Origin of the sequence: Streptomyces yangpuensis, from assembly GCF_001005295.1 — a bacterium.
Taxonomy (GTDB): domain Bacteria; phylum Actinomycetota; class Actinomycetes; order Streptomycetales; family Streptomycetaceae; genus Streptomyces; species Streptomyces yangpuensis.
The window spans coordinates 632,135-642,996 of sequence record NZ_LBMK01000001.1 but is presented as its reverse complement, the minus strand read 5'-3'; the positions used below and the strand labels follow the sequence as shown (position 1 = coordinate 642,996).

General features: G+C 73.0%; 12 protein-coding genes. 5 read left to right on the top strand and 7 right to left on the bottom strand.

Annotation, left to right across the window (positions count from 1 at the left end; genetic code table 11):
* Nucleotides 1-173: 173 nt before the first annotated feature.
* The 3 genes from AAT21_RS02885 to AAT21_RS02875 are packed head-to-tail and all read right to left on the bottom strand — an operon-like array spanning nt 174 to nt 3,123.
* Complete coding sequence (locus AAT21_RS02885) at nt 174-1,526, bottom strand: bifunctional RNase H/acid phosphatase (protein WP_046775087.1); 1,353 nt, start codon at nt 1,524-1,526, stop codon at nt 174-176.
* Nucleotides 1,526-2,269: a zinc ribbon domain-containing protein gene (locus AAT21_RS02880; RefSeq protein WP_200904329.1), complete on the bottom strand. Its 744-nt coding sequence runs from the start codon at nt 2,267-2,269 to the stop codon at nt 1,526-1,528. The genes AAT21_RS02885 and AAT21_RS02880 overlap by 1 nt, the downstream gene beginning before the upstream one ends.
* Nucleotides 2,266-3,123, bottom strand: a complete 858-nt coding sequence (locus AAT21_RS02875; protein WP_046775086.1) for a Nif3-like dinuclear metal center hexameric protein — start codon at nt 3,121-3,123, stop codon at nt 2,266-2,268. The genes AAT21_RS02880 and AAT21_RS02875 overlap by 4 nt, the downstream gene beginning before the upstream one ends.
* Nucleotides 3,124-3,347: 224 nt before the next feature.
* Between AAT21_RS02875 and AAT21_RS02870 the strand changes: the two genes are divergently transcribed.
* Entirely contained in the window at nt 3,348-4,430 is a 1,083-nt protein-coding gene (locus AAT21_RS02870) for a hypothetical protein (protein WP_046775085.1), read from the top strand.
* Here AAT21_RS02870 and AAT21_RS02865 read toward each other — a convergent pair.
* The 3 genes from AAT21_RS02865 to AAT21_RS02855 form a co-directional block, all read right to left on the bottom strand.
* Complete coding sequence (locus AAT21_RS02865; protein WP_046775084.1) at nt 4,427-5,374, bottom strand: 3-oxoacyl-ACP reductase; 948 nt, start codon at nt 5,372-5,374, stop codon at nt 4,427-4,429. The two genes, AAT21_RS02870 and AAT21_RS02865, sit on opposite strands and share 4 nt — an antisense overlap.
* 88 nt (nt 5,375-5,462) lie before the next feature.
* Nucleotides 5,463-6,539: a Zn-dependent alcohol dehydrogenase gene (locus AAT21_RS02860; RefSeq protein WP_046775083.1), complete on the bottom strand. Its 1,077-nt coding sequence runs from the start codon at nt 6,537-6,539 to the stop codon at nt 5,463-5,465.
* Between the two features lie 37 nt (nt 6,540-6,576).
* On the bottom strand, nt 6,577-7,431 hold the full coding sequence (locus AAT21_RS02855) for a MaoC/PaaZ C-terminal domain-containing protein (RefSeq protein ID WP_046775082.1): 855 nt from the start codon (nt 7,429-7,431) through the stop codon (nt 6,577-6,579).
* A 217-nt stretch (nt 7,432-7,648) separates the two neighbouring features.
* Here AAT21_RS02855 and AAT21_RS02850 point away from each other — a divergent pair, with 217 nt between their 5' ends.
* The 4 genes from AAT21_RS02850 (at nt 7,649) to AAT21_RS02835 (ending at nt 9,608) form a co-directional block, all read left to right on the top strand.
* Complete coding sequence (locus tag AAT21_RS02850; RefSeq protein WP_046775081.1) at nt 7,649-8,002, top strand: response regulator; 354 nt, start codon at nt 7,649-7,651, stop codon at nt 8,000-8,002.
* Nucleotides 8,003-8,161: 159 nt separating this feature from the next.
* On the top strand, nt 8,162-8,704 hold the full coding sequence (locus AAT21_RS02845) for an RNA polymerase sigma factor (protein ID WP_030964341.1): 543 nt from the start codon (nt 8,162-8,164) through the stop codon (nt 8,702-8,704).
* On the top strand, nt 8,691-9,056 hold the full coding sequence (locus tag AAT21_RS39810) for a hypothetical protein (protein WP_327152711.1): 366 nt from the start codon (nt 8,691-8,693) through the stop codon (nt 9,054-9,056). Before AAT21_RS02845 ends, AAT21_RS39810 begins: the two co-directional genes overlap by 14 nt.
* Before the next feature lie 123 nt (nt 9,057-9,179).
* A complete protein-coding gene (locus AAT21_RS02835; protein WP_046775080.1) occupies nt 9,180-9,608 on the top strand; it encodes a hypothetical protein in 429 nt (142 codons plus the stop codon).
* 48 nt (nt 9,609-9,656) lie between these two features.
* Here AAT21_RS02835 and AAT21_RS02830 read toward each other — a convergent pair whose 3' ends face one another.
* On the bottom strand, nt 9,657-10,847 hold the full coding sequence (locus tag AAT21_RS02830) for a lipid-transfer protein (protein ID WP_046775079.1): 1,191 nt from the start codon (nt 10,845-10,847) through the stop codon (nt 9,657-9,659).
* Between the last annotated feature and the right edge of the window lie 15 nt (nt 10,848-10,862).

Genomic DNA, 10,862 nt, shown 5'->3' with positions numbered 1-10,862 from the left:
AGGCGCGCCCAAAGCCGCCTGGCCGGGCCAAGGCCGCACGCGCCGAGCCGAGGAGACACCCCTGCCCGGCCCCCCGACCCACCCCCACCACGCCCGTACCCCGCCCGGCCCCCCGCCAGGGGCACGGCACCGCGCCGGACCCCGCCCGGCCATCGCCAGGAGCACGGCCGGGCCTACCGCAGGTGCGCGGTGTCGTTCAGGAGGCGGACCGAGGCGTTGCCGTCGGCGTAGTAGGCCACCGCCGACAGGGAGGCCGCGGACAGTTCCATCCGGAAGAGGGACTCCGGCGGGGCCCCGAGGGCCAGCCGGACCAGGATCTTGACCGGGGTCACGTGGGTGACCAGCAGGACCGTACGGCCCGCGTGCGCGGCCAGCAGCCGGTCGCGGGTGGCCGAGATCCGGCGGGTGGCGGCCGCGAAGCTCTCCCCGCCGCCCGTGGGGGCGGCCTTCGGCGAGTCCAGCCAGGCCTGGAGGTCGTCCGGGAAGCGCTCCTGCACCTCGGCGAAGGTCAGGCCTTCCCAGGCGCCGAAGTCCACCTCGCGCAGGCCCTGTTCGACGGTCACGTCGAGGCCGAGCCGGTCGGCGACGACCCGTGCTGTCTCGCGGCAGCGCAGCAGCGGCGAGCTGACGACCGTCTGGACGGTGCCGCGGGCGGCGAGCGCCTCGGCGACGGCCGCCGCCTGGCGCCGGCCGGCCGGGGACAGCTCGGGATCGCTCCCCCCGCTCCCGGAGAACCGCTTCTGCGGGGTGAGCGCGGTCTCGCCGTGGCGCAGCAGCACGAAGGTGGCCGGGGCCCCCATGTCGGGGCCCCAGCCCTGCCCGCCCGCGGGGGCGGTGGCCGTGGGGGCCCGGTCGGGCGCCGGTGCGGTGGCCGGCGTACGGGACGGCACGGGCACGACGGCCGCGCGGGCCTCTCCGGCCCCGGCCGCCGGCGATCCGAAGAGCGTGTCCGCCTCGGCGGGGCCGGCGGCGATGCCGCGGGCCGCGGCCAGGGCCGCCCGGGCCGCCGCGGCACCCGCGGCGGCGTCGCCGGGCGGACCCGACGGTGCCAACGGGGCCGACGGGGCCGACGGGGCCGCGAAGACGGCCGCGGAGGCCGACGGCTCCCACTGCTCACCCCGCTTGCCCGCGTCCATCGCCTCGTTGGCGAGCCGGTCCGCGTGCTTGTTGCGCTCGCGCGGGATCCACTCGTATGTGACCTGCGCGCGCGGCAGGATCCGCGCGGCCTCGGCGGCGAGCGGCTTCATGTCCGGGTGCTTGATCTTCCAGCGGCCGGACATCTGCTCGACGACGAGCTTGGAGTCCATCCGGACCAGGACCTCGGCGTCGGACGCGAGGTCACGGGCCGCCGTGAGCCCGGCGATCAGGCCTTTGTACTCGGCCACGTTGTTCGTCGCGACGCCGATGTACTCGGCGCGCTCGGCCAGCGTCTCGCCCGAGGCCCGGTCGAGGACGACGGCGCCGTAGCCGGCCGGCCCCGGGTTGCCCCGGGACCCGCCGTCGGCCTCCACGACGAAACGCGGCATCAGATGCCCGAGTCGGCCGTACGGACGAGGATGCGGCCGCAGTTCTCGTGCCGGACGACCTGGTCGCGGGCGGCGGCCTTGATCTCGTTGACCTCGGCCATGTCGAGCTCCAGCCGGCAGCCCTCGCAGCGGCGCTGGTAGAGGCGCGCGGCGCCGACCCCGCCCTGCTTGACGCGGATCTTCTCGTACAGGGCCATCAGGTCGCCCGGCATCGAGGTGACGATCACCTCGCGGTCCTTGGTGACCTTGGCAACCTCGGCGTCGATCTCGGCGGTGGCCGCGTCACGGCGGGTGGTGGCGTCGGCGACCTTGGCCTCCAGGGCGGAGACCCGCTCGGTGAGCTCGGTGACGCGCTCCTGCGCGGCCTCCAGTCGCTCCATGACCTCCAGGACCACGTCCTCCAGGTCGCCCTGGCGCTTGGCGAGGGAGACGACCTCGCTCTGCAGGTTCGCCAGGTCCCGGGCCGAGATGCCCACGCCGGAGTCCAGCCGCTGCTGGTCGCGGACCGCGCGCTGGCGCACCTGGTCGACGTCCTGCTCCGCCTTGGTCTGCTCGCGGGCCGTGTCGCTCGCCTGCGTCTGGGCGGCGACCAGCAGGTCGCGCTGCTGCGTCAGGTCCTTGGTGAGCGTGTCGAGCTCGGCGTGCTCGGGCAGCGACTTGCGCTTGTGGGCGAGCTGAGACAGCCGGACGTCCAGTGCCTGGACGTCGAGAAGTCGGATCTGGTCGGCGGGCTCGGCGTTCAGTTGGGGGCTCCAGAGATAGAAGGGGAGGGTACGGACGGCGCGTGCACCGTCCACGGGTCGGTGACCGTGCGCGAGACGTGGGTGCGCAGACCCCAGCCGTGGCGCTCGGAGATCGCGTCGAGCTGCGCGGCGGCCTGCTCGCACCAGGGCCATTCGGTGGCCCAGTGGGCGGCGTCGACGAGGGCCAGCGAGCTCTGCTCGCGGGCCTCGGACACCGGGTGGTGGCGCAGGTCGGCGGTCACGAAGGCGTCCACGCCGGCGGCGCGGACCTCGGCGAAGAGGCTGTCGCCGGAGCCGCCGCTGACGGCGACGCGCCGGATCATCGCGTCGGGGTCACCGGCGACCCGGATGCCCTGGGCGGTCGGCGGCAGCCAGGCCGCACAGCGCGCGGCGAACTCGCGCAGGGGCTCGGGACGGTCCAGCTCGCAGATCCGGCCGAGGCCGCGGCGGCCCTCCGGGTCGGTCGGGTCCGGTACCAGCGGACCGGTGATCCGCAGGTCCAGGGCGCCGGCGAGGGCGTCGGAGACGCCGGGGTCGGCGGTGTCGGCGTTGGTGTGGGCGACGTGCAGCGCGATGTCGTTCTTGATCAGCGTGTGCACGACGCGGCCCTTGAAGGTGCCGGCCTCGACGGTGGTGGTCCCCCGCAGGTAGAGGGGGTGGTGGGTGACGATCAGGTCGGCGCCCAGGTCCACGGCTTCGTCGGCGATCTGCTGGACGGGGTCCACCGCGAAGAGGACCCGGGTGACCTCGGCGTCGGGGTCGCCGCATACGGTTCCGACCGCGTCCCACTGCTCGGCCCGCGAGGGGGGCCAGAGAGCGTCCAGCGCGGCGATGACTTCAGAGAGACGGGGCACGGGCCAAGGCTACCGTCCGTGGCGGCCGGTCCGGTCAGTGCCGGTACCTGCGAAGCGGCCGGACTCCTGCCTGTCACGCCTGCCTTTCGATGCCGCACAGCACAAGCGCACTGCCCATCACAGACGAATCGCCGCGCGGACACCCTTACGTGTGAAGCCGCCTTGGTCGTGTTGTTCGGCGGGAATCCCGAAAACTAGCTTCCTCACCGGAGGTGACGGCCCGGATGACTGTCTGTGCCATCGAGATGACGACCACGGCCCCGTTCACGATCTCCGCGGACGGGTCGTACGCCGCCCGGCTCGCCGGGGACGGCGAGGCGCGCTACGCGGAACGCTGGACCCTCGCCGGTCCCGAGCCGTACGTGGTGCCGCTGCCCCTCGCGCAGCCCGAGGAGGCGGACAGCGAGCTCCTCCCGCTGGCCGACGGGCGTGTGCTGATCCACCGGCGGGTCGCGGACCGCCACGCGTTCGCCCTGCTCTACCCGACGGGTGCCGCGGCCGGGCCGCGCACCGGGGAGCTCCAGCTGGGCGGGGTGGACGCGCAGGAGGGCGTACGGGTCTTCCTGCTCCCGCCGGCGCCGGACGGGTCCGGTGCCTTCGCCGTGGCCGCGTCGGACACCGTGAGCACGCTGTGGCAGGTGGCCGGGTGCGCGTTCGGGCCGCAGCGGGTGGCGCGGATCCCGGGGAGCTGTTCCGGCGGCGTGTGGCTGGACCGGACGGGCCGGCTGCTGGCCCTGGACCGCGAACTGGACGGCACCGTCAAGGCGGTCGCTGTGGACCTGGGGCGTGACGGCGAGGTCTCCCCGCTGCTGCAGATCACCGAGGACAGCGACGACCGGCTGCTGCTGGCCGAGCCGGACAGCGGGCTGCTGCTGATCCGTTCCGACGCCCCCGGCGAGCCGCGCCTGGGCTGGGGGGTGCTGGGCAGTTCGCGTCCGGTCCGTTTCCCGGAGTGCCTGCGGCTGGGGGACGTCCTGCCCTTCGCGGTCCAGCCGGGCCAGGCGTTGATGCCGGAGTCCTGCGGGGTGGCGCTGTGGCTGCCCGAGGGGGACATCGGCCTGTGGCGCCCCGCCGACCGGCGTGTCTTCCGGCTGGCCGCCCCGGCGGGGTGGCTCGGCGGTGCGGGCATGTGGAGCCCGCAGGGCAGGCTGCACCTGCCCTGCACGACGGCGGAGGTGCCCTGCGGGATCGTCGGGATGAACCTTCCTGCTCCCCCTCCGCCGCCGGTGCACCTGGACGCGCCGCCGCCCCCGTCCTCGCCGCGCCCGGTCCCCCTCCAGCAGGCTCCGCTGGCGGGGCGGCACTAGGTCCGGTCGTGCCTGAGGCCGAGGACCTCCGGCGCGGCGAAGGTCTCGTTCGCCGGGCGGGAGTCGTAGTGCGGGGTGAGGACCCCGTCGAGTTCCTCGTAGGAGAAGGACTCCTTGCCCGTGTCGAACTTGGCGGCCACCTTCGGGCGTTCCATGACGACCACGATGCCTCCGTGGACGACGAAGAGCTGCCCGTTGGCCTTGGCGGAGGCGGGTGAGGCCAGGTAGCCGACGAGCGGGGCGACGTGCTCGGGGGCGAGGGCGTCCAGCCTGCCGTCCTCGGGGACCTCGAAGCCGGCGAAGACGTCCTCCGTCATACGGGTGCGGGCGCGCGGGCAGATCGCGTTGGCCGTCACCCCGTACTTGGCCAGGGCCAGGGCGGTCGAGGTCGTCAGACCCACGATGCCGCCCTTGGCCGCCGCGTAGTTCGGCTGGCCGGCCGAGCCGCCGAGGAAGGCCTCGGAGGAGGTGTTGACGATCCGGCCGTAGACCGGGCCGCCCGCCGCCTTGGACCGCTCCCGCCAGTGCGCGGACGCGAAGTGGGTGGTGTTGAAGTGACCCTTGAGGTGGACCCGGATCACCGAGTCCCATTCCTCCTCCGACATGGAGAAGATCATCCGGTCGCGCAGGATGCCCGCGTTGTTGACCAGGATGTCGAGCTTGCCGTACGTGGACACCGCCAGCCCGACCAGCTCGCGTGCCTGCTCGAAGTCGGCCACGTCGCCGAGGTGGGCGACGGCCTGCCCGCCCGCGGCCCGGATCTCCTCGGCGACCTCCTGCGCCGGGGCGGCCGAGGCCTCTCCGGAGCCGTCCCGGCCGGGCTGGCCGAAGTCGTTGACGACCACGCTCGCGCCCAGCCGCGCGAGCTCGATCGCCTCGGCCCGGCCGAGCCCGCGGCCCGCGCCCGTGACGATGGCGGAGAGTCCCTCAAGTGGCAGTGACATCCGTACGGTTCCCCTCGGAGATCGGATCTGCGGAACGGGTCTGCGGAACGGGTCGGTGATCTGGTCGGCGGTCGGGTCGGCGGTCGGGTCAGAGTTCGATGCAGGTGCGCAGGGCGACGCCGGTGCGCATCTGGTCGAGGGCGTCGTTGACCTCGGCGAGGCTCACCCGGTGGGTGATCAGGTTCGCCAGGTCGATCCGGCCGGCCCGCCACAGGGCGATGGTCCGCTCGTAGGAGCGGAGCACGTCGCCGCCGCCGTACATCGACGGGAGGATCTTCTTCTCGTCGAAGAACAGCGAGAACATGTTGATCTGGAAGTTGTCGTCGAGGGCGCCCGCGCCGACCACGACGACCGAGCCGCCGCGCCGTGTCATCTCGTAGGCCTTCTGCGCGGTCGCGGACTTGCCGACGACCTCGAATACGTAGTCGAAGCCCTCGCCGGCGGTGATCCGGTTCTTGGCGTCGGCGAACTCCTCCGGGGAGACCGCCTCGGTGGCCCCGAACCGCAGGGCCGCCTCGCGGCGGGACTCGACGGGGTCGACGGCGACGATCTGGGCCGCGCCCTGCACCTTGGCGCCCTGGATGACGGATATGCCGACGCCGCCGCAGCCGATGACGGCGACGGAGGAACCGGCCGCCACCTTCGCGGTGTTGATGGCCGCGCCGAGGCCGGTGGTGACGCCGCAGCCGATCAGTGCCGCGATGTCGAAGGGGACGTCGTCGGGGATCGGGACGGCGCAGGCGGCGGGGACGACCATCTCCTCGGAGAAGGTGCCGGTGCCGGCGAAGCCGAAGATGCCGCTCGACGCCCGCTTGAAGTTGGGGGTGGCGACGTTCCCGAAGGCCTCCAGGCACAGGTGGCCCTGACCGCGCGTGCAGGACGGACAGTGGCCGCACGGCGGCAGCCAGCAGACGAGTACCCGGTCGCCGATCCGGTGGCTCGTAACCCCGTCGCCGACGTCGGTGATCACGCCGGAGCCCTCGTGGCCCGGGATGAAGGGCGCGGGCTGCGGCAGGACGCCGCTCATCGCGGACAGGTCCGAGTGGCACAGGCCGGTGGCCCTGACGCGGATCCTGACCTTGCCGGGGCCGAAGCCCACGGCTTCCATGTCGTCGACGATTTCCAGCTTGTCCTGGCCGATCTCGCTCTGGAGTGCTGCGCGCACGGTGCGGCTCCTGTCGGTGCTGTCAGGGGGCGGAGTGTCAGGCGTGTTCGACGACGGTGTCGGCGAGGACGGGGGCGTCGTCGCGTTCGACGGCGGTCACCGAGACCAGGACGCGGCCGGGCTCCTGCCACATCCGGATGCGCAGCGTCTCGCCCGGGAAGACGATCCCGGCGAAGCGCGTGCGGTAGGCGCGGACCCGGGAGACGTCCCCGCCGAGGGCCGTGTCGACGACGGCCTTGAGGGTCATCCCGTACGAGCACAGGCCGTGCAGGATCGGCTTGTCGAAGCCGGCCAGCTTGGCGAACTCGGGGTCGGCGTGCAGCGGGTTCCAGTCGCCGGAGAGGCGGTAGAGGAGGCCCTGGTCCTCGCGGATGTGCCGCTCCTCGACCCGGTCGGGGGCGCGCCCGGGCAGCTCCTCCTTGACGGAGGGGCCGCGCTCGCCGCCGAAGCCGCCCTCTCCCCGCACGAAGATCTGCGCGTCGCTGGTCCACAGCGGCCCGTCGGCGTCGGAGACCTCGGACCGCAGCACGATGACGGCCGCCTTGCCCTTGTCGTGGACGGCGGCGACCTTGGAGCTGGAGGTGGCCCGGCCCTTGACGGGGATGGGCCGGTGCAGCTCGATGGAGTGGCCGCCGTGCAGCACGTGGGCGAGGTTGACCTCGATGCCGGGGGCGGCGAGGCCGCCGAGCATGGCCATGCCCGCTCCGGCGACGGTCGCGAAGCTGGGGAGGACGTGGAGCTTGGATTCGAGGGTGTAGCGCAGTTCGTCGGGGTCGGTGGCCGGCAGGCCCGCGCCGAGGCCGAGGTGGTAGAGCTGGATGTCCTTGTGGTCCCAGCCGATGTCCCCCTGGCGGGGGTCTGCGGCGAGGGCCCTGGCGGCATCGATCGGCATGAGGATGCGGCTCCCTGTCGTCGGTGGGTCGGGAAAATCGCTGCCCTGGAAGACCTCGGCGCGGCCGTCCGCACCGTCGGCCGCACCGAGGTCGTATGCGGGGCGGCCGGTTCTAGAACGCGTTCTAGGGTCGGCCGGTGAGGGAATGTATAACGCACGCCCCCGCACTTGGGAAGACTCTTGACTCCCCGTCAGATAGGCTTTCCCGGTGGACGAAATGCCCGTGGAACACCGCCCAGGCCGCGCCCTGCGGGTCCTGCTGGACCCACCCGATCCGGCCCTGGCGCTCCGGCTCGGCCTCCAGCCGGACATCGACGTCGTACGCGACCCGTTGGCCCGCCCGGAAGTGGCCCTAGTGGAGGAGATCGCGACGGTGACCGCCCTGCTGGAGGACGATCCGGAGTGCCGGATCCTCGTCCTGACAGGCTCGGCGCACCCCGGTCTGCGGGAGGCCGCGCTCGCCGCCGGCGCGGCCGGTCTGGTCCTGCGGGACGACCGGGTGGAGGACCTGGCGGAGGCGATCCGCCGGGCCTCGACGGGTGAGACGGTGGTCGATCCGGCCCTGGGGTGAATCCTTTCGGAGCTCCCGCGCCTCCTGTGTATGGTGCCGACGCCAAGGTCGGCACCTGACCTGGAGGTTTTGACATGATCACAGTTCTCGTCGTGGCCGGCGCGGCCGTCCTGCTCTGCGCGTGCACCGTCGCCGTCCTGCGCAGGCGGGGCCGGGCCCGTGGCTGACCGCACCTGGCCGGGCGAGGACCTGGTCGTCGCCGCGCAGGGCGGCGACCTGGACTCGCTCACCGCGCTGGTCGCCGGATCGCACCCGAACGTACGGCGCTTCGCGCACTCGCTGTGCGCCTCGCGCGAGGACGCCGAGGACGCGGCCCAGGAGGCGCTGATCATCCTCTACCGCAGGATCGGGATGCTGAGGGCCTCCGGGGCACTGGCGTCCTGGATGTTCCGCATCGTTCGCAACGAATGTCTGCGCCGCGCCCGGCTGATGCCGCGGGAGCGGCCGCCGCTGCCGGACACGGCGGTCATGTCGGCGGAGGACGAGGTGCTGCGGCACCTGGAGGCGGGACAGGTCGCGGAGGCCATCGCCGCGCTGCCCGCCGACCAGCGCAGCGTACTGATCATGCGGGACGTCCAGGGGCACAGCGGGCGGACGACCGCCGAGGCCCTCGGCCTCAGCACCGCCGCGATGAAGTCGCGGCTCCACCGGGCCCGCGCGGCCCTCCAGCTCACCCTGGGAGACACCCGTGCTCACCACTGACACCCCTGGCTCCTCCGGTTCCTCCCGTTCCGGTGGTTCCTCCCGTTCCGGCGGTTCCGGCGGTTCCGGCGGTTCCGGCGGTTCCGGTGGTTCCGGCGGTTCCGGTTTCGCGAGCGCGTCCGTACCGCGGCATCTGGCGCGGGGCGCGCTGGGCTTCGGCTCGCTGATCGCGGCCTTCGCCCTCATCCCGGTCTTCGGCCCGGCCACCCTGCTCCTGGCCCCGGTCGGTGTGGTCGCTCTGCGCGGCTGCCCGATGTGCTGGGCGATCGGCCTGGCCGAGACCGTCTCCCGCGGCCGGCTCCGCCGCGAGTGCACGGAAGGCCGCTGCGAACTGAAGCCGGTGGCCCGCTGACCCCGGCCCGGCACGGACCCGACCGTTCGATCCGGGCCACCGATTGACGGATTCCGGCGCAGCGCCCGCCCGCGTACTGGACCAGGATGAAGCGTCTCTGTCCGGTTCATGGAGAGGTCCGTCATGCGCTTGTCCGCCCTGCCCGCCGCCGCCGCGCTCGTGGTCGCGACCCTTGCCTCGGGCGCGGCCCCGGCCACCGCCGACACTCCGGCCGGCCCGGTCCTCCAAGCCGACCTGGAGGCCGGGAAAGGCCGTCACCACAACACCGGGACGGTGATCTACGAGCGCGTCGACGGCGCGGTGAACTCGGTCAGGATCAAGTCGGTGACGATCTACAGCGGTGAGCTCGACTGCGCGTGGGTGGCGTGGAACAACCCGCACGGCACGGACGGCTGGTCCAATCTGACCACCGAGCCCTCCTGCAACGGCACCGGCCTGGCCGAGTACCCCGACATCGTCATCAAGGCACCGGCCGGGCATCCCCTCAAGGTGCGCCTGCTCGCCGACCACCTCGGCTCCGACGTCGTCCACAAGGACATCCAGAAGCTCTGACCCGGCCCGCGCGTCCCGCTCCCGGGGCGGGACGCGCGACCCGAAGGCTCATCCCCGCTGCAGCATCGTCACCACCGCCGCGCCGCCCAGGCCGATGTTGTGGGCCAGGCCCACGCGGGCCCCCGGCACCTGCCGCGGTCCCGCCTCGCCCCGCAGTTGCCAGACCAGTTCCGCGGCCTGGGCGAGGCCGGTCGCCCCCAGCGGGTGGCCCTTGGAGATGAGCCCGCCCGAGGGGTTCACCACCCACCGCCCCCCGTACGTCGTGGCCCCGCTCTCCACCAGCTTGCCCGCGGCACCGTCCTCGCACATGCCCAGCGCCTCGTACGTCAGCAGCTCGTTGATCGAGAAGCAGTCGTGCAGCTCCACCACGTCCACGTCCTCGATGCCGAGCCCGGACGCCTCGTACGCCTGCCGCGCCGCAGCGGCCGTCATCGGCTTGCCGACCACGTCGATGCAGGAGCCGGACGCGAAGGACTCCTCCGTGTCCGTCGCCATCGCCTGTCCGACGATCTCCACCGCCTTGTCGTGCAGCCCGTGCGCGACCAGGAACCGCTCGGACACCACCAGGGCCGCCGCCGCGCCGTCCGAGGTCGGCGAGCACTGGAGCTTGGTCAGCGGTGCGTGGATCTCCTTCGCCGCGAGGATCTCCTCCACCGTGTACACGTCCTGGAACTGCGCGTTCGGGTTGTCCGCCGAGTGCCGGTGGTTCTTCGCGCCGACCGCCGCCAGCTGCGCGGGCGTGGTCCCGTGGCGCTCCATGTGCTCTCGCGCCGCGTTGCCGAAGATCTGCGCCGTGGGCGGGGACATCTCGAAGCCGTGCCCCGCCGCCATGATCCCGTAGTGCCGGGCCACCGGCGAGGTCTTGAAGGATTCATCAGCGGCTCCGCCGCCCAGCGCGCCCCGCTTCATCTTCTCGAAGCCCAGCGCCAGTACGCAGTCGCTCAGCCCGCCCTCCACGAACTGCCGCGCCATCATCAGTGCCGTCGACCCCGTCGCGCAGTTGTTGTTGACGTTGTAGACCGGCACCCCGCTCAGCCCCAGCTCGTATGCCGCGCGCTGGCCGGCGGTGGAGGCCTGGAAGCAGTAGCCGACCGGTACCTGCTGCACCAGTGCGTAGTCCACGCCCGCGTCCGCGAGGGCCGCGGACCCGGCCTCCTTCGCCATGTCCCAGTACTGCCAGTCCCGAGACTCGGGCTTCTCGAACTTCGTCATGCCCACGCCCACGATGTACGACTTCATGCCCCTGGTGTCCCT

Excerpts from the sequence above, each read along its gene's own strand:
- AAT21_RS02885 (WP_046775087.1), bottom strand. The coding sequence starts at position 1,526 with ATGCCGCGTTTCGTCGTGGAGGCCGACGGCGGGTCCCGGGGCAACCCG.
- AAT21_RS02870 (WP_046775085.1), top strand. The coding sequence starts at position 3,348 with ATGACTGTCTGTGCCATCGAGATGACGACCACGGCCCCGTTCACGATC.
- AAT21_RS02865 (WP_046775084.1), bottom strand. The coding sequence starts at position 5,374 with ATGTCACTGCCACTTGAGGGACTCTCCGCCATCGTCACGGGCGCGGGC.
- AAT21_RS02855 (WP_046775082.1), bottom strand. The coding sequence starts at position 7,431 with ATGCCGATCGATGCCGCCAGGGCCCTCGCCGCAGACCCCCGCCAGGGG.
- AAT21_RS02850 (WP_046775081.1), top strand. The coding sequence starts at position 7,649 with ATGCCCGTGGAACACCGCCCAGGCCGCGCCCTGCGGGTCCTGCTGGAC.
- AAT21_RS02835 (WP_046775080.1), top strand. The coding sequence starts at position 9,180 with ATGCGCTTGTCCGCCCTGCCCGCCGCCGCCGCGCTCGTGGTCGCGACC.
- AAT21_RS02830 (WP_046775079.1), bottom strand. The coding sequence starts at position 10,847 with ATGAAGTCGTACATCGTGGGCGTGGGCATGACGAAGTTCGAGAAGCCC.